The organism is Pseudomonas cerasi, assembly GCF_027983475.1.
In the GTDB taxonomy this organism is placed as follows: Bacteria; Pseudomonadota; Gammaproteobacteria; order Pseudomonadales; family Pseudomonadaceae; genus Aquipseudomonas; species Aquipseudomonas cerasi.
On the sequence record NZ_JAQJVM010000001.1, the window covers coordinates 862,080 to 879,637 of the forward strand.

The 17,558-nt window shown below is 59.4% G+C and carries 13 protein-coding genes; 6 read left to right on the forward strand and 7 right to left on the reverse strand.

Features of this window, described 5'->3' with window-relative positions; all coding sequences use genetic code 11:
• Position 1 precedes the first annotated feature (1 nt).
• The 6 genes from PI739_RS03880 to gloB all read right to left on the reverse strand — a co-directional run bounded on the left by PI739_RS03880 (position 2) and on the right by gloB (position 8,400).
• Entirely contained in the window at positions 2–1,021 is a 1,020-nt protein-coding gene (locus PI739_RS03880) for an ABC transporter permease (RefSeq protein ID WP_003368568.1), read from the reverse strand.
• Position 1,022: 1 nt separating this feature from the next.
• Complete coding sequence (locus tag PI739_RS03885) at positions 1,023–2,096, reverse strand: microcin C ABC transporter permease YejB (protein WP_004414031.1); 1,074 nt, start codon at positions 2,094–2,096, stop codon at positions 1,023–1,025.
• 1 nt (position 2,097) lies between these two features.
• Positions 2,098–3,954 carry an extracellular solute-binding protein gene (locus tag PI739_RS03890; protein WP_003368572.1) on the reverse strand — a complete coding sequence of 619 codons (1,857 nt, stop codon included), beginning with the start codon at positions 3,952–3,954 and terminating at the stop codon, positions 2,098–2,100.
• Positions 3,951–5,780: an extracellular solute-binding protein gene (locus tag PI739_RS03895; protein ID WP_004414028.1), complete on the reverse strand. Its 1,830-nt coding sequence runs from the start codon at positions 5,778–5,780 to the stop codon at positions 3,951–3,953. The genes PI739_RS03890 and PI739_RS03895 overlap by 4 nt, the downstream gene beginning before the upstream one ends.
• 136 nt (positions 5,781–5,916) lie before the next feature.
• Positions 5,917–7,521: a lytic transglycosylase domain-containing protein gene (locus tag PI739_RS03900; RefSeq protein ID WP_054081162.1), complete on the reverse strand. Its 1,605-nt coding sequence runs from the start codon at positions 7,519–7,521 to the stop codon at positions 5,917–5,919.
• A 99-nt stretch (positions 7,522–7,620) separates the two neighbouring features.
• Complete coding sequence (gene gloB / locus PI739_RS03905; protein ID WP_004414025.1) at positions 7,621–8,400, reverse strand: hydroxyacylglutathione hydrolase; 780 nt, start codon at positions 8,398–8,400, stop codon at positions 7,621–7,623.
• Positions 8,401–8,481: 81 nt separating this feature from the next.
• Between gloB and PI739_RS03910 the strand changes: the two genes are divergently transcribed.
• The 4 genes from PI739_RS03910 to PI739_RS03925 all read left to right on the forward strand — a co-directional run bounded on the left by PI739_RS03910 (position 8,482) and on the right by PI739_RS03925 (position 11,162).
• Positions 8,482–9,243 carry a methyltransferase domain-containing protein gene (locus PI739_RS03910; protein ID WP_004414023.1) on the forward strand — a complete coding sequence of 254 codons (762 nt, stop codon included), beginning with the start codon at positions 8,482–8,484 and terminating at the stop codon, positions 9,241–9,243.
• 46 nt (positions 9,244–9,289) lie between these two features.
• Complete coding sequence (rnhA, locus tag PI739_RS03915; protein WP_003368579.1) at positions 9,290–9,742, forward strand: ribonuclease HI; 453 nt, start codon at positions 9,290–9,292, stop codon at positions 9,740–9,742.
• Positions 9,743–9,807: 65 nt separating this feature from the next.
• Positions 9,808–10,587: a DNA polymerase III subunit epsilon gene (gene dnaQ, locus PI739_RS03920; RefSeq protein WP_003368580.1), complete on the forward strand. Its 780-nt coding sequence runs from the start codon at positions 9,808–9,810 to the stop codon at positions 10,585–10,587.
• A 20-nt stretch (positions 10,588–10,607) separates the two neighbouring features.
• Entirely contained in the window at positions 10,608–11,162 is a 555-nt protein-coding gene (locus tag PI739_RS03925) for a GNAT family N-acetyltransferase (protein WP_054081161.1), read from the forward strand.
• 45 nt (positions 11,163–11,207) lie between these two features.
• Here PI739_RS03925 and PI739_RS03930 read toward each other — a convergent pair whose 3' ends face one another.
• Entirely contained in the window at positions 11,208–11,423 is a 216-nt protein-coding gene (locus PI739_RS03930) for a hypothetical protein (protein WP_004414020.1), read from the reverse strand.
• A gap of 210 nt (positions 11,424–11,633) precedes the next feature.
• On the opposite strand from PI739_RS03930, the gene PI739_RS03935 reads away from it, so the two are divergent.
• Together PI739_RS03935 and PI739_RS03940 are read left to right on the forward strand one after the other, a co-directional pair.
• Positions 11,634–12,203, forward strand: a complete 570-nt coding sequence (locus PI739_RS03935; RefSeq protein WP_054081194.1) for an NADPH-dependent FMN reductase — start codon at positions 11,634–11,636, stop codon at positions 12,201–12,203.
• 138 nt (positions 12,204–12,341) lie between these two features.
• Positions 12,342–17,555, forward strand: coding sequence for a dermonecrotic toxin domain-containing protein (locus PI739_RS03940; protein ID WP_054081160.1), 5,214 nt, complete (start codon positions 12,342–12,344; stop codon positions 17,553–17,555).
• The last annotated feature ends 3 nt before the right edge of the window (positions 17,556–17,558 follow it).

Sequence of the window (17,558 nt, forward strand, 5' to 3'; positions counted from 1 at the left end):
CTTATTTCCTTGGGTCGAAAGCATCGCGGGCGGATTCGCCGATGAACACAAGCAGACTCAGCATGATGGCCAGCACAGCGAAGGCGCTGATGCCCAGCCAGGGCGCCTGCAGGTTGGATTTGCCCTGCGCTACCAGCTCGCCCAGTGACGGCGAGCCGGCGGGCAGGCCGAAGCCCAGAAAGTCCAGCGCCGTCAGGGTGCCGATGGCCCCGGTGAGAATGAACGGCAGAAAGGTCATGGTCGATACCATGGCGTTGGGCAGGATATGGCGGAACATGATTGCGCCGTTCTCCATGCCCAGCGCCCGCGCGGCCCTTACGTATTCCAGATTGCGGCCACGCAGGAACTCGGCGCGCACCACGTCCACCAGGCTCATCCAGGAAAACAACAGCATGATGCCCAACAACCACCAGAAGTTGGGTTGTACGAAGCTGGCAAGGATGATCAGCAGATACAGTACCGGCAGGCCCGACCAGACCTCGAGGAAGCGCTGGCCCAGCAGGTCGACCCAGCCGCCATAAAAGCCCTGCAAGGCGCCGGCGATGACGCCGATGATCGAGCTGAGGATGGTCAGGGTCAGGGCGAACAGTACCGAAATCCTGAAACCGTAGATCACCCGTGCCAGGACGTCACGGCCCTGATCATCGGTGCCCAGCAGGTTCTCCCGCGAAGGCGGCGCCGGAGCAGGGACTTTCAGGTCGTAGTTGATGCTCTGGTAGCTGAACGGGATGGGTGCCCACAGGGTCCAGCCATCCTTCGCGGCGAGCAGTTCCTTGATGTATGGGCTCTTGTAGTTGGCTTCCAGCGGGAATTCGCCACCGAAGGTGGTTTCCGGGTAACGCTCGAATACCGGGAAATACCAGTGGCCGTCGTAGCGCACAGCCAGCGGTTTATCGTTGGCGATCAGTTCGGCGCCCAGGCTCAGGCCGAACAGAATCAGGAACAGCCACAATGACCACCAGCCACGCCTGTTGGCCTTGAAGCGTTCGAAGCGACGGCGATTGAGAGGAGACAGCTTCATATCAATGCTTCCTGCTTTCGAAGTCGATGCGCGGGTCTACGAGGGTGTAGGTGATATCGCCGATCAGCTTCACCACCAGCCCCAGCAGGGTGAAGATGAACAGCGTGCCGAACACCACCGGATAGTCGCGGTTGATCGCGGCTTCAAAGCTCATCAGGCCCAGGCCGTCCAGCGAAAAGATCACTTCCACCAGCAGCGAGCCGGTGAAGAAGATACCGATGAACGCCGACGGGAAGCCGGCGATCACCAGCAGCATCGCGTTGCGAAACACATGGCCGTAGAGCACCTTGTGGTTGCTCAGGCCCTTGGCTTTGGCCGTGGTCACGTATTGCTTGCTGATTTCGTCGAGAAAGCTGTTCTTGGTCAGCAGCGTCATCGTGGCAAAGTTGCCGATCACCAGTGCGGTGACGGGCAATACCAGATGCCAGAAGTAATCGAATAGCTTGCCCAGCGTGCTCAGTTCGTCGTAGTTGTTGGAGGTCAGCCCGCGCAGTGGAAACCAGTTGAAGTAGCTGCCCCCGGCAAACACCACGATCAGCAGAATCGCGAACAGGAACGCCGGAATGGCATAGCCGACAATGATTGCCGAACTGGTCCATACGTCGAACTGGCTGCCGTGGCGCGTGGCCTTGGCAATCCCCAGCGGGATCGACACCAGGTACATGATCAGGGTGCTCCATAACCCGAGGGAAATGGACACCGGCATTTTCTCGACAATCAGGTCGATGACCTTGGCATCACGAAAGAAGCTGTCGCCGAAATCCAGCGTGGCGTAGTTCTTGATCATGATCCACAGGCGTTCCGGCGCCGACTTGTCGAAACCGTACATGCGTTCGATTTCCTTGATCAATGCCGGGTCCAGGCCTTGCGCGCCGCGGTAGTTGGAGCCGGCCACCGATACTTCGGCGCCGCCCCCGGCTATCCGGCTGGTGGCGCCATCGAAGCCTTCGATCTTGGCGATCATCTGTTCGACCGGGCCACCGGGGGCGGCCTGAATGATGACGAAGTTGATGATCAGGATGCCGAGCAGGGTAGGGATGATCAGCAGCAGCCGTCGCAGAATATAAGCCAGCATGTTATTGCTCCGCGTTCGCAGGCTTGGCCTGATCAGGGGCTGACGGGGTCGCGGCCACCGGTTTGACATCCGGCCTGGCCCACCAGGTCATCAGGCCGATATCGGAAAGTGCTTCGGCCTTGGGATGGTCGAGGTGATTCCAGTAAGCCACCCGCCAGGTCTTGATGTGCCAGTTCGGAACGACGTAAAAGCCCCACAGCAGCACACGGTCCAGTGCCTTGGTATGGGTGATCAGGCTTTGCCGTGAGTCGGCGTTGATCAGGCCGTTGACCAGCTCATCCACTGCAGGGTCCTTGAGGCCCATGAAGTTGCGGCTGCCCGGGTTGTCGGCGCTGGATGAGTCGAAGTACACGCGCTGCTCGTTACCTGGCGAGCTGGACTGCGGATAGCCAGTGACAATCATGTCGTAGTCCCGCGAGCGCAGGCGGTTGATGTATTGCGACACGTCGGCCCGACGAATCACCAGCTCGATACCCAAGTCGCTAAGGTTGCGCTTGTAAGGCAGCAGAATGCGCTCGAACTCGGTCTGGGCCATCAGAAACTCGATTTTTACCGGGTTGCCCTGCGCGTCGACCATCTTGTCGTCGACGATCTTCCAGCCCGCCTCCTGCAACAGCTGGAAGGCCCGGCGCTGCTGCGGACGGATCATACCGCTGCCATCGGTGACCGGCAGGGTGAAGGGTTCGCTGAACACGCGATCCGGAATCTTGCCGCGCAACGGTTCCAGAAGCTTGAGTTCTTCGGCAGACGGCAGGCCGCTGGCGGCCATTTCCGAGTTGTCAAAATAACTTTTGGTGCGGCTGTACGAGCCGTTGAACAGCTGTTTGTTGGTCCACTCGAAGTCCAGCAGCAGAGTCAGCGCCTCACGGACCCTGACGTCCTGAAACACGGGCTTGCGCAGGTTGAAGACAAAGCCCTGCATGCCCGTCGGGTTGCCATTGGGAAGCTCTTCCTTGATCAGCCTGCCGTCGCGCACTGCGGGCGTGTCGTAAGCGGTTGCCCAGTTCTTGGCACTGGTTTCCAGCCAATAGTCGAATTGCCCGGCCTTGCCGGCCTCCAGCGCTACCGTATTGTCGCGGTAGTAGTCGGTGGTCAGCACGTCAAAGTTGTAGAAACCCTTGTTGATTGGCAGGTCCTTTGCCCAGTAATCCTTGACCCGCTCATAACTCACCGAACGACCGGCCTTCACGTCGGCGACCTTGTAGGGGCCGCTGCCCAGCGGGAAGTCCAGGTTGCCCTTACTGAAATCGCGATCGGCCCAGAAATGCTTGGGCAGCACCGGCAACTGGCCAAGGATCAGCGGCAACTCGCGGCTGCCCTTGTGCTTGAACTTGAACAGCACGCGCAGCGGATCTTCGACGATGACCTGATCGACGTCGGCGTAGTAGCCCTTGTACATGGGCGAACCGTGCTCCATCAGGGTCTTGAAGCTGAATTCGACGTCGTCGGCGCGGATCGGGTGGCCGTCATGAAAGCGCGCCTCGGGGCGCAGATAGAAACGCACCCAGCTGTTGTCCGGGGACTTCTCGATCTTGCCCGCGATCAGTCCGTATTCAGTGAATGGCTCATCCAGGCTCGAGCGGGCAAGGGTGTCGTAGATCAGACCGATATCGTCTGCCGGTACGCCTTTGTTGATGAACGGGTTGAAGCTGTCAAAGCCGCCGAAGCCTGCCTGACGCAGCGTGCCGCCCTTGGGGGCATCCGGGTTCACGTAGTCGAAGTGCTTGAAATCAGCCGGGTACTTCGGCGCTTCGTCATACAGCGTCACGCCATGCTGAGGCGCAGCCTGTACTGTGCAGGCGAGGCTGGCCAGCAGCAGGCCTGCTGCCTGCGAGCGCAGGGAGTGCAGAGGGTTCATCGGGGCTTCTCCAGAGTCTTGAGCCACCACGCACGCAGCCCCAGAGTGTAGGGCGGTGTAGTGACCATGGCGAATCGGTTGCGATAGGCAAGCCGATGATTATTCAGATACCAGTTGGGGATGCTGTAGTGCTGAGACAGCAATACGCGGTCCAGCGCCCGCGCCGCGGCGACCTGTTCGTCCCGGGTTTGCGCGGCCAGCAGTTTGTTCAGCAGGGCATCGACCACGGGGTTGGCGATACCCGCGTAGTTCTTGCTGCCGTTGATCGCAGCCTGACTGGAATGGAAATACTGCCACTGCTCCAGACCGGGGCTCAGGGTCTGTTGCAGGGTCATTAGAATCATGTCGAAATCGAAACGGTCCAGACGTTGCTTGTACTGGGCGCGGTCGACGGTGCGCAGCCCTGCATTGATCCCCAGGCGGCGCAGGTCTTCGATGTAGGGTTGCAGAATGCGTTCGAGGTTGGGGTTGACCAGCAGGATCTCGAAGCGCAACGGTTGCTTGTCGGCATTGAGCAAACCCTTGTCCGACAGCGTCCAGCCAGCCTCGGCAAGCAGCTTCAGGGCCTTGCGCAAGGTCTCGCGCGGGATTGCGCCACCATCGGTTTTCGACGGGGCGAACGGCTGGGTGAACAGGCTGGCGGGCAACTGATCGCGGTAGGGCGCCAGGAGCAGCCATTCGGCCCCGGTCGGCAGGCCCGTCGCGGAAAACTCGCTGTTGGGGTAGTAGCTGATCGAGCGGTCATAGGCGTCGCTGAACAGCGTGCGGTTGGTCCATTCGAAATTGAACAGCAGACCCAGGGCTTCGCGCACGCGGATGTCGGCGAAGGCGGCGCGCCGGGTGTTCATGAACAGTCCCTGGGTCTGTGTCGGTATGCGGTGGGGGATCTGCGCCTTGATCACCTGACCATTGGCCACCGCGGGGAAGTCGTAGCCACTGGCCCAGTTCTTGGCCTGATGCTCGATGTAGATGTCGAATTCACCCGCTTTGAACGCTTCGAACGCCACGTCGCTGTCGCGATAGAACTCGACCTCGACCCGGTCGAAATTGTATTTGCCGCGGTTGACCGGCAAGTCCTTGCCCCAGTAATCCTTGACCCGCTCGAACACCAGTTGCCGACCCGGCTGCACGCGAGTGATGCGGTAAGGGCCACTGCCCAGCGGCGGCTCGAAGGTAGTCGCCTTGAAATCCCTGTCCTTCCAGTAATGTTGCGGCAACACCGGCAGTTCGCCCAGGCGCAGGATCAGCAGCGGGTTGCCCGAGCGCTTGAAGACAAACCGGATGCGATGACGGTTGAGAATGTCCACGCGCTGCACTTCCTGCAAGGCGGTGCGGTATTGGGGGTGACCGTCCTTGAGCAGTGTCCGGTAGGAAAACGCCACGTCGTAGGCGGTGATGGGCTTTCCGTCATGGAAGCGCGCCTGCGGGCGCAGGTTGAACACCACCCAGCTGCGGTCCTCGCTGTATTCCACCGACTGGGCGATCAGCCCGTAACTGGAGGTCGGTTCATCGCCGGATGGGTCGTATTGGCCTGTGCCGACCATCAGCGGTTCATTCAGCTCGTTGACACCATACTGCAGGAAGTTGCCAGTCGAGACCGGGCTGCTGCCCTTGAATGTGTAGGGGTTTAACGTGTCGAACGTGCCGAAGGCCATCATTCTCAGGGTGCCACCTTTCGGCGCCTCGGGATTGACCCAGTCGAAATGAGTGAAGCTGGCCGGGTACTTGAGAACACCAAACTGCGCGTAACCATGACTTTCGGTGATGGCTGCGTTGGCGCAGAAGCTCAAGGCCAGGCTGAGGGTCAGCAGGAAGGGACGTATCACGATCCAGACGGCCTGGGCTTTCGGGTCGCTAACAGTAACAGCTTGTTCCAGCTGGAAAAAGACTGCAGGTGATGGCGCTGCCGGGCTGCATCGGACACCCGCCCCAAGGTTATCGAAGGGCAAGTGGCCGTGCGCATCAGTGTGGCAGGTAAACGGTCAGGGTCTGGCCGGGTTTGAGAGCCTGCCCGCTACGTGGATTCCAGCGCTTGAGATGTTGCATCTCGACGTTGAAGCGCTTGGCGACCAGGTACATCGAGTCGCCTTTCTGGATCTTGTACTGCATGGATTTCTTTTCGCTGTCCTTGCCACCGGTGCTGGCGACCGACTTGCTGGCGGCTTTGCCGGCAGGTTTGCTGGTGTCCTGCATGACCAGCGTCTGGCCGACCTTGAGCTTCTTGCCGGTCAGCTTGTTCCAGCGTTGCAGGTCTTCGACATCCACCTTGTTGGCTTGCGCGATGGTGGTCAGGTTGTCACCGCTGCGCACCTTGTAGCTTCGGGTACGTGACGGCTTGTCGTTGCTGGCCAGCGCTTCGAACACGGGTTGTGAATTCTGCATGCCCGGCTTGACCGGTATGCTCAGTGATTGACCGACCTTCAGGCGGTTGCCGGACAGCTTGTTATTGCCCTTGAGCGAGCTGACCGTGACCTGATAACGACTGGCCAGGCTTTCCAGGGTATCGCCCTTGCGCACCCGATAAGGCTGCCAGGCGACCAGTTCTTCCTGTTTCATGGTCAGCAGGCTGGCCGTCAGCAGTTGCGCCTTGGAAGTGGGCACCAGCAGGTGCTGGGGGCCATCGACGGTCAGGCGCTTCTTGTAGGCGGGGTTGAGCTGGATAAGCTCGTCTTCGTCGATATCGGCGGCGCTGGCCACTTTGGACAGGTCGACACGCTTGTTGAGCTCGACGACTTCGAAGTAGGGCTGGTTGGCGATCGGGTTCAGATTGACGCCGTAAGCTTCCGGCGACAACACCACCTGGGACAGTGCCAGCAGCTTGGGCACGTAATCGCGGGTTTCCTGCGGCAGCGGCAGGTTCCAGTAATCGGTCGGCAGGTTGAGTTTGTCATTGCGCTCGATGGCGCGGCTCACCGTGCCTTCGCCGGCGTTGTAGGCTGCCAGGGCCAGCAGCCAGTCACCGTTGAACATGTCATGCAGGCGGGTCAGGTAATCCAGTGCCGCAACGGTCGAAGCCTGGATGTCGCGACGTCCGTCATAAAAGCTGGTCTGGCGCAGGTTGAAGTAACGCCCGGTCGACGGGATGAACTGCCAGAGGCCGACCGCCTGGCTGCGCGAAACGGCCATCGGGTTGTAGGCGCTTTCGATGACCGGAAGCAGCGCCAGTTCCAGCGGCATGTTGCGTTCTTCAAGGCGCTCGACGATGTAGTGCATGTACAGGCTGCCGCGCTCGCCAGCGTTTTCCAGAAAGGAAGGGTTGTTGGCGAACCACAGGCGCTGTTGATCGATGCGGGGGTTCTGATCATTGCCTTGTTGCAGTTGAAAGCCCTGACGCATGCGCTCCCAGACATCCTGTGGAGGTGCGAGAGGGGTGGCAGGCTTGTGCGACAGGAAAATCGGTTTTTGCTTGATGCTGGCGGCCAGGTTAGGCGCGCGATGGCTATTGACCGGGTCGACGCTGGCGGTGCTCTGGCAACCGGCCAGAAGGGCACTCGCGGTGACGGCCATGGCCTGAGCCAACCGAGTCAATGCGTCCGAATGTGAAGGCTTGCTGGTAGATGACGACATTGTTCGGGGGGTACATCCAGACGAAAATGTCGGGCGATTCTAGGAAGCAGCCTGCCGTCGGTCAACCTTTCAGAATTTTATTGCGGTTTTAAGGTCGGGTCAGAACTTATCTTTCCAGGCCCTCAAGCTGGCAAAGACCGCACTCTGCGAGGTGTTTTGCCCGCCGCTCCGTTCGTCCGCTTTTTCTTTAACGGATGTTTCCCCGGTACGCAGGAACGGATTGGTACGTTTTTCCAGGGCCAGATTCGACGGAAGACTGATGCGATTTTCGCTGCGCCAGCGCGTCACTTCGGCCAGGCGTTCGGCGATATCGACATTGTCGGGCTCGACGGCCTGCGCAAAGCGCAGATTGCTCAGCGTGTATTCGTGAGCGCAGTAGATCAGTGTGCTGTCCGGCAGATCGGCCAGGCGGCTGAGAGAATCGTGCATCTGTTGCGGCGTGCCCTCGAACAACCGTCCGCAGCCAGCAGCAAACAGCGTGTCGCCGCTGAACAGCAGGGGGGTCGTGGCGTCCTCGTGATAGAACGCGATATGCCCCAGCGTATGACCAGGGACCGCATGCACTACAAATTCAAGGCCCAGCACGGTCAGTCGGTCATTGTCGACCAGCGCGACATCGCGTGCCGGTATGGTTTCGGCTGCAGGGCCCAGCACGCGCGCCGCGGTCGACTGCTTGAGTTCCGCAACGCCGCCCACATGATCATTGTGATGGTGGGTGATCAGGATATCGGTCAGCCGGTAGTCGGGATTCTGCGCCAGCCAGCCCAGCACCGGCTTCGCGTCGCCCGGATCGACGACAGCGCACTGCTGGCTCGAAAGGTCTTGTAACAACCATATGTAGTTGTCATTGAAAGCAGGAAGGGCATGGATCTGTATCATGGCGCAGTTCGCATAGCGGCAGACAATGGTGCATCTTAGAGTCTGTTGCCGCTGTATGCGAGCACCTCTGGAGGAGAACTCATGACCGATGAAGCGTTCGCTCAGGCTGATCCTGAGTGGCTTGCATTGATCCGCGCTGCCCGTGAATGGCTTTCCGGGCCGCTCGGGCAGCTTCTGCTCGAAGAGGAACGGCGCATTCTCGACGAAGAGCTGGGGCGGTACTTCGGCGGCTATCTGGTGCATTACGGCCCGTCGGCGGAAAGCCCGCCAGTGGCTCCCCAGGTGCAGCGCAATGTACGCCTTGGTGCGCCGTTGCCGGGTGTCGAGATCGTCTGTGAGGAACAGGCGTGGCCATTGAGTGAGCACGCGGCCGATGTCGTGGTGTTGCAGCACGGCCTGGATTTCTGCCTGTCGCCCCACGGCCTGCTGCGCGAAGCGGCCAGCAGCGTGCGGCCGGGCGGGCACTTGCTGATTATCGGCATCAACCCCTGGAGCACCTGGGGCATACGTCACGTATTCGCGCGGGATGCGTTGCGCAAGGCGCGCTGCATTTCATCCTCGCGGGTCGCTGACTGGCTGAATCTGCTGGGCTTCGCGCTGGAGAAACGGCGCTTCGGATGCTATCGTCCGCCTCTTGCTTCAGCAGCATGGCAGTCGCGTCTTGCAGGGCTCGAACGCCTTGGCGAGGGGCGTCAGAGCCCCGGTGGCGGCTTCTATGTACTGGTGGCGCGCAAACTGGTGGTCGGCCTCAGGCCCTTGCGTCAGGTGCGCCGCGACCCCATTGGCAAACTGATCCCCATGCCGATGGCCAAGGTCAGCCGCAACACTCAGGACCAGGCTTGAATAACGCCTTGCTGCACATGAAGCCCATCATTCTGGAAAGGTCGTAATGAGCGATAGCGTTGAACTCTTCACCGACGGTGCCTGCAAGGGTAATCCTGGCCCGGGCGGTTGGGGGGCCCTGCTGGTGTGCAAGGGCGTCGAAAAAGAGTTGTGGGGTGGCGAAGCCAATACCACCAACAACCGGATGGAACTGACCGGTGCGATTCGCGGGCTTGAAGAACTCAAGCGCCCTTGCGAAGTGACGCTGGTGACCGACTCTCAGTACGTGATGAAAGGCATTACCGAGTGGATGGTCAACTGGAAGAAGCGCGGCTGGAAAACCGCTGCCAAGGAGCCTGTCAAAAACGCCGATCTGTGGCAGCTTCTGGATGAACAGGTCAGTCGCCACACGGTGAAATGGCAGTGGGTGCGCGGGCACATCGGCCACCCTGGCAACGAGCGTGCCGACCAGCTCGCCAACCGTGGCGTCGACGAAGTGCGCGGCATCCGGCACGGCTAGACGCGCACGGGCTTGCAACGGCCGCTGCGTGCTAGAATCGCGGCCTGTACATGAGGCAACAGTCAATGGCATTGCAAAACCTGGATAACAGATCCATCGTCCTCGATACCGAAACCACCGGTATGCCGGTGACGGATGGTCACCGCATCATCGAGATCGGTTGTGTCGAGTTGATCGGTCGCCGCCTGACCGGTCGGCATTTTCACGTTTACCTGCAACCTGATCGCGAAAGTGACGAAGGCGCGATCGGTGTTCACGGTATCACCAATGAATTTCTGGTCGGCAAGCCGCGGTTTGCCGAAGTCGCCGATGAATTCTTCGAGTTCATCAAAGGCGCGCAGCTGATCATTCACAACGCAGCGTTCGACGTTGGCTTCATCAACAACGAATTTGCCTTGATGGGTTCGCAGGACAGGGCTGATATCACCCAGCACTGTTCGATTCTCGACACCCTGATGATGGCGCGAGAGCGTCACCCGGGTCAGCGCAACAGTCTGGATGCACTCTGCAAGCGCTACGGCGTCGATAACTCGGGCCGTGAGCTGCACGGCGCATTGCTCGACTCCGAGATTCTGGCCGACGTCTATCTGGCGATGACCGGCGGTCAGACCAGCCTGTCGCTGGCCGGCAATGCTTCCGATGGCAACGGTTCGGGCGAAGGCTCTGGCAATCGTGGCAGCGAAATTCGCCGCCTGCCTGCCGATCGCAAGCCATGCCGCATCATTCGCGCCTCTGAAAGTGAGCTGGCCGAGCACGAAGTGCGTATGAGCACCATCGCCAAGGCTTGCGGTGCTCCTCCGCTCTGGGTACAGATGCTGGAAGCCGGAGCGCAGGCATCTTCCTGACAGCAAGCGGCAAAGGTGAAATGAGCGTGGCACATCCTGCTTTGAGCATTCGGGTTGCAGACGAATGCTTCGAGGACTACATCCTCAACAGCGAATTCACGTTTACAGTATTTGGCTATGCGCAGCCGCGTATCGGCGAGCCCGTGGATTCATGGCCGGTCGAGCTGGTCGAGCCGTACAGCAAGAATTATGGCATCGACTCTCAGGAATTTGCCGATCATCGTGAAGCCGCCACCAGTTCGGTGATGGTTGCCTGGCTGGATGACCACGCCGTCGGCCATATCGTGATGAGCACTCACTGGAGTGGATTCGCGTATATCGATGAGCTGGCAGTGGACGAGTCGGCGCGCCGTCATGGCGTCGCACGCTCGTTGCTCGACGCGGCGCAATTCTGGACTCGTAAGCGCAATCTGCCTGGCATCGTTCTGGAAACGCAGAACAATAACCTGGGGGCCTGCAGGCTGTATGAGAGTTGCGGGTACGTGGTAGGCGGGGTGGATCACATGCGCTATCGGGGCATTGATCCGAACACTCGTGAAACGGCGATTTTCTGGTATCTGATCTTTTCGGATTAACAGCTTCCCGCTGGCCATGCAGCCAAGGCGGGAATGCTGCCGTTATTACGTGGGTGTACGGGTAATTTTTATGCCCGATTGCACCAGCTCGAAGTCCTCACCACCCAAATGCTTGACCCGGTCGCCGATTGCCAGCCTGTAGGTGATCACCGGCTGACCGCCCTGCGCCTCATCCGGCTGCGATTCCTGGAACTCATGAACCGGATAAACGCGACCTTCGGCGTCCCTGGCATGAAATTGTCCGACGAGAACTGAAGCCATTTGCTCTGTAACCTCTGAAACTGAATATAACTGCTGGTTTACGAATCCATCGAGGCTAGTAGACCACTGATCTATAGGTGAGTTTGCCTTTGAGGGAAAAAATAATCCCTGCCGTTCAAGCGCGTAGGGAATTGACTGGCGCAAAGGTCGTCTAAACCCGGCTTCTGTTCTATACCTAACCTTCCCTTGAATCAGATGACGGATATTTTCATGAGCCAGGTTCATACCATTGCCGTATTGGTCGGCAGTCTGCGAAAAGAGTCCATCAACCGCAAGATCGCTCTTGCTCTGGCAGAACTGGCACCTGCCAGCCTGAAACTGAATATTGTCGAGATCGGTGATCTGCCGTTGTACAACGAAGACATCGATGGCGACTCACCGCCGCCTGCATACACCACCTTTCGCGAGCAACTGGGCGCTGCCGACGGCGTGCTGTTTGTTACCCCGGAATACAACCGCTCGGTGCCCGGTGCCCTGAAAAACGCCATCGACGTGGGCTCGCGTCCTTACGGCAAAAGTGCCTTCAACGGCAAGCCGGGCGCCGTGATCAGTGCCTCGCCGGGTGCTGTCGGTGGCTTTGGTGCCAACCATCACCTGCGTCAGTCGCTGGTGTTTCTGGACGTGCTGTGCCTTCAGCAGCCCGAAGCCTACCTGGGCGGCGCCGGGAGCTTTTTCGACGAGTCCGGCGCGTTGTCCGATAAAACCAGGCCCTTCCTGCAGAAGTTCATCGATGCCTTCGCCGCCTGGGTCGGGAAGAACGGCAGGGCTGCTGCCCACTGATTTTTTGACGAAGCGCGTCTGCCGATCGATTGCTTTATGTAACGCAGGCGCGTCGGTCCATCCCCATAAGCTGTTTCCTTTTTCTCTGCCACGCGCCTGGGCGCTGTGCGCAGAGGCGCCCTCCAAAGGAAACAGTACATGTCAGCAGCTCCCTATTTTTTCAGCGACTCTCTGCGCGCGCGCTTCACACAAGACATTCGGGACGCTATCGAACGGTCTCGAATCAGCCATGACGACGGCGCGTGGTTGCAGCTATTGGCTGCCGAAAGTAACGAGCCCACCAGCGATGCGGCTCCCCGAGTCGACCGGCTGCTGATAAGCGACGCGCAGCCCGTTAATGCGGAATTGGCCGCAGCCCTGTTCATCAGTGATGCCGCCAACCCCTCGGCGCGGGTCTTTCTCAGTACCCTGGCCTTCGGCATCGAGCAATTCGAGAGTCGCAGCGCGCTGTTCAACGCCTTGCAGCAGCGATTCGACGATATCACTGCCTTGTCGATCGTCGAGCGCGAACGCATCGAAGGCTCGCTGTTTGACGCCCGCACGCAGGCCGTGCTGCGCCAGCAGGCCGGGCATCTGCAGCGCCTGGCGGCCAGGTTGGAGGCGCTGCCTGATTTTCGACAGGCGACAGGCAAGGCCTTTCAGGATGTGCTGGTAGAAAGGGGCATCGACGTCGTTGCCCAGACCGTCCAGCTTGTGCACACGGCGCCCGGTGCTGCTCCGGCAGCGTCAACAGTCGTCGGAACTCAATACCTTGCCGATGCCGCCATGCAGGCGTTTTCCTACGAATCCCTGCCGCAAGGCCAGACACGTCGCTATCTGGATACCAAGGGGGCGGCGTTACCCGAGGCACAGGCGATCGTTTTCGATCAGGCGCTGGCAGACTCGGCTGCTTCAGTCGGCACCGCGTATGAGCAGTTGCTGTCTGACTACTGGACGTCTCAGGGGCAGGATGGGCGCACGCGTCGCGACCTCACCGCTGATGCGCTTGCAGAGTGTTTTCGCCAGCATCTGTTATCGGGCAGGGCGCACCGCAACATGACGGAGGCTGAATATCGCTGGCTGCTGACCCTGCTGCCTTCGCAGCCTGGCGGGCCCGCTGCGCCGGTGCCAAGGGTACGCAGGTTATCAGTTGTCGTGGCCGGCCAGGACCCCGTCAAGCTGGTCGGCGTATTCCTCATCGATTTCCCCGGAGAGGCGTCACCGGCGGTATTTCTCTATTCGTCATTGCCGGGCTTCCTGCGCTTCGGCGATCAGGCTCAGGCCACCGAGCATGTGCTGAGGGGCCCTTCACGCGCCGGACTGTTGTTTTACTCATCGTTGAATGATCATTCCGTCATCAGCCTGGAAGGTCAGCTTGAGCTGCGTCACGACACGCTCACCGAGGATTTTTTCAGCGAATTCATTGATGCCCTGATCGCCTTGCAAGAGCGCGACCTGCGCTACGTACTTGACCTGCCGGCCCTTCATTCCGAAAAAAATCCGGCTCGGATTGACGATGCACTGGACATCCGCAAGCTGCTCGATGGTCGGCTCTTGAACACGCACGACGCAGGGCGCTGGCGTCAGGACCGGCTGAGCTTTGACAGCGTCTGGGGGGCGGCTGCCCAGAGCAGTGTCAGTGAACGGCCGAACTTGATTTCAGACCCGTCCTACAACTGGATGGGCAAGTTGAAAAAGCTCGACGCCTTGCTCGGCAGCGTCGATGCCCTGCATCCCGGTGCAGACGGCTGCATGCATCGCGCGCTCAACCTCTATCTGGCTTTGATCGGCGGTCCGCCCCTTGATGCCCGCAAGCTTTGGGTGCAGGCGGATGTCGCTGAGGCGACGCCGGTGCCAGTGTTGACGCTGGCGCTTGAACGGGTGTGCGGTTACGCAAGCATCCCCCTGGCTGACAGCATCGTTCTCGCCGGGCAGATCACTCCGGTGGCGGATCAACCGGTGCAGCGTCTGTCGCTGGCATTGCTTGAGCAGATATTGATCTGCGTGCAGGCAGATTTTGCCCATCGCTTCGAGGGTCAGATCAGCGAGTTCTACTCACGTACGATTCGCCAACGCGATACCAGCATGCATCCCGACGTGATATCCGCCCTGGTCCGGGAGTACTCGCTGCGTCTTGAGTTGCTGGTCGAACGGCGCACGGCCACGCTGCCTGTCGCTTTCCTCGACAACGTACAGCAGGTCCTCGACAGGCCGTTGCCGGCACTTCGGCAGACGTTGGGCGAGGCGCGCGTCGATGTTTTTAGGGTGACGGTTCAGTACGACCCGCAGGTGCCCGTGGTCAAGGTAACCAATGCGTTTGTGGTCACTGGCAGGCTTCCCGACAGTAAGCCCGTCCTGTGGATCCTGGATCAGGGACTCGTCGGTTTTGAAACCCTGCAGGCGCTGGAAGAGTATGTCGCCGGGCGACTGACAAGCATGGAGCTGAGCTCGCAGGTGTCAGGCGTTATCGCTGAACCTGACCGACGCATGTTACTCGGCCAGCGTGCCCGTCGAGGGACGCTTGAACTCAAGGTCGTCCTGCAACCCATTGAAGGGCATTTCATCGAGGCATTGCAGCGCGACGAGGTCGAGCGCCAGCAGCGTACGGTGGCCGATCTTTATCGGCAGTCCATAGCCTGGCAGGTGCCGTCGGAACTGTTCGCCAACCTGCTGAGTGCCGCAGAGCGGGATGACCGAAATCGTCAGGCCCTCAATTCTCTGGGGGTTGCCATTCAGCTCATCATTTACAAAGCGCTCGTACCTTCATGGGTCAGCGAGGCGTCGAAGCGTGATCAGGTCATTCTGGTCGAGACCCTGCGACGGTTTTATGTGACCTGTGTCGGCGAGAAGGACTTTCTGTTCGATATTCCAAGCTTCTACGATTACTCCCTCAAGCAACTCAAGCGCAGGTTCGACAAGGACTTCGCAAAGCCTCGGCCTGATCCTGAAAACGTGCGTGTTTCGCTGACGCACTACGTCCCCGCCCCGGTGGCGCCGGGCGAGTTGCCCCAGTCGATACCTGCGGCTACCCAGGTCGTCAGCGAAAACCTGGTGGAATTTGCAATCAACCGCTTTCTGTCCAGGCAGGACGGGGTCATTCTGCTCTCCTCAAAGGATGGCACGCCGCTGGACGTGGCCCTGACACCTGTGTATCTGCGTGAGCTGGTGAGGTCGCTGGACATCGCCTCGGGTTACCGCACGATGCTGAACTCGGTGCTGGCCGAGACGAGGCCGGATTATCTCGAGCGCCGCAAACTGTTCGTCGAGCAGGTTCCTTCGCTGGATATTTTGCGAGCCTTTGCTTCCAAGCTGAAAAACGAGCTGTCCGAGCAGGCGTATCGGATTATCGAAAACGTACTGAGCATGCCTGATGCGGTCGCGCGCCTGCCGGTCAACGGCTGCCAGATGATCCTCAGTCCCTTGAAACTGCTGCCGGCCAAGGAGGGCTGGGAGCCGACCGTCGTGCTCAATACGTACCTGATGGGGCCAATGGAAAATCAGCCGGGACCGTGGGTGCTTTATGCGCCCCTGCACGACGAGTTCGTATTCAAGGAGTATCCCGACCAGGCTGCGCTGGTGCTTGATATTCACACTTCCGCCTATTTCCAAGCGTACATTCTGGACCGGATCGACCCCGATTTGCGCAAGATTTACGACAAGGGTGGCTTTGTGGAGCCGCACCTGCCTTTCAGTACCGAGTCCTCTTTCGATCTGCCGTTCGAGCGTGCTGCCCCTGTCACCGTGCAAATCGATCCCTATGAGGGGAATTGCCTGTTGCTGATGTTCAAGGGCGCTGTGGATATTCTGAAGTTGCAGGTCAAGCAGTACAGCGTCACCAATGCCGAACACCGCCGCGCGGCGACGCAGTATCTGTTCACGCTGGGCGCAGAGCAATTCATGGCGCTCATGCCCGGACGCCTGGGGGCACTGATCGGCATCATTCAGGGGGAGACATTGTTGAACCTGTCGCTCATCTCGGCAACGGATCAGCAATGGGGTCAGGCGATCTCGGAGTTCATGACGGCTCTGAGCGTGATGATTTCTTCCGGGCAGAACCCTGCGGAAGCCGCATCACTGACGTCTCATGAGACCAGCGCCTTGCTGGATGACCCAACGTCGCCCGACCCGCTTGTGCAATTGATCGATGCCGCTGATACGTTCGAGTTCTCTTGGGGCAACAGCTCTCTGACGCAACAGATACGGGAGCGTTTGCGCGAGTTCGAAGTTCACGACATAGCCTTGTACACGCTGCAACGCGATGAACTGTTAAGCGTCTACCGCGATCCTGTTACCGGCAGGGCGTATGCAGCCATAGGTGGGAAAACCTATGAGGTGCAGTCAGATGAGGACGGTTGGTTCATTGTGTCGGGCGACAGGATCGGTCCCTCGGTGAGTCTGGATGCGGATCAGCAATGGAAGCTGGACATCCAGGGCGGACTGCGCGGTGGAGGAGGGGCGCTTACCCGTATGGAGGGCAGTCTTGTCGACGATCTGGTTGATGAAATCATGGTTGTCAGCGCTCGAGGCATGCCCGAAATTCGTCATCGCCACCGGGATATGGCTTTGACCATCGAAGATGCCTGCCTGCAGGCGCAGCGCTATCTGGAAAACGCTCTGGACAACCTGACCAGACGCTTGCCGGACAACAAGCTGGATCCGCGTGCGGCGAAAATACTGAGCGATTTTTTTGCGCAGAAAGTGCCTGACGATCGACTCTACGAAGTGACTAAAAAAGCTGTCACCGGTCTGTATCAGGAGTTGATAGACCCTTCGCTGTCGCCCATCGACTCGCCGCGTTATGTGGTCGGAGTCAATCGAATGGGCAACGAATCGGCCAGCGCGTTCATCTTCGAAGCAGACCCGGCGCGGAGGATTTTTCTGACGGAGCAGTTTTTTCGACTGCCGACCTATCGATTGAAGCTCAGCGCGCAACGTGCCGGGGAGTTCAAGTTTCCTCAGCATTACCGGGCCGCGATCCTGATTCATGAGTTATCACATATGGTGCTGAAAACGGATGACATTGCTTACGTGGACTCACAGGCCCCATTCATCGATTTGCTTGAAGATGCACCGACCTATCGACTGCGGATCAGAAACGAACTGATTTATCAGCAGCAAAAGACGCTGTCCTTTCATACAGACCGCGACAAGTTGTTCAAGCAGCTGGACGAAGATTCGTGGCGCGACCTGAGGCGAATGGATGGTAATGGAAAACAGACGATTCTGCGCATCGCTGGCAAGAGCACGCTCGAAGAGGCGCGTGATGTGTTTTATGAAGACGTCCACAAGCGGGTCGACATCATGCTCAAAAATGCCGACTCGGTAGCCTTGCTGGTGACGTTGCTGGGGCGAGAGCGATTTGTGAAGCCCTGATGC

What these genes read in the sequence shown, in the direction of transcription:
- PI739_RS03880 (WP_003368568.1), bottom strand. Translation starts at nt 1,021, where the DNA reads ATGAAGCTGTCTCCTCTCAATCGCCGTCGCTTCGAACGCTTCAAGGCC.
- PI739_RS03885 (WP_004414031.1), bottom strand. Translation starts at nt 2,096, where the DNA reads ATGCTGGCTTATATTCTGCGACGGCTGCTGCTGATCATCCCTACCCTG.
- PI739_RS03890 (WP_003368572.1), bottom strand. Translation starts at nt 3,954, where the DNA reads ATGAACCCTCTGCACTCCCTGCGCTCGCAGGCAGCAGGCCTGCTGCTG.
- PI739_RS03900 (WP_054081162.1), bottom strand. Translation starts at nt 7,521, where the DNA reads ATGTCGTCATCTACCAGCAAGCCTTCACATTCGGACGCATTGACTCGG.
- gloB (WP_004414025.1), bottom strand. Translation starts at nt 8,400, where the DNA reads ATGATACAGATCCATGCCCTTCCTGCTTTCAATGACAACTACATATGG.
- PI739_RS03910 (WP_004414023.1), top strand. Translation starts at nt 8,482, where the DNA reads ATGACCGATGAAGCGTTCGCTCAGGCTGATCCTGAGTGGCTTGCATTG.
- rnhA (WP_003368579.1), top strand. Translation starts at nt 9,290, where the DNA reads ATGAGCGATAGCGTTGAACTCTTCACCGACGGTGCCTGCAAGGGTAAT.
- dnaQ (WP_003368580.1), top strand. Translation starts at nt 9,808, where the DNA reads ATGGCATTGCAAAACCTGGATAACAGATCCATCGTCCTCGATACCGAA.
- PI739_RS03925 (WP_054081161.1), top strand. Translation starts at nt 10,608, where the DNA reads ATGAGCGTGGCACATCCTGCTTTGAGCATTCGGGTTGCAGACGAATGC.
- PI739_RS03930 (WP_004414020.1), bottom strand. Translation starts at nt 11,423, where the DNA reads ATGGCTTCAGTTCTCGTCGGACAATTTCATGCCAGGGACGCCGAAGGT.
- PI739_RS03935 (WP_054081194.1), top strand. Translation starts at nt 11,634, where the DNA reads ATGAGCCAGGTTCATACCATTGCCGTATTGGTCGGCAGTCTGCGAAAA.
- PI739_RS03940 (WP_054081160.1), top strand. Translation starts at nt 12,342, where the DNA reads ATGTCAGCAGCTCCCTATTTTTTCAGCGACTCTCTGCGCGCGCGCTTC.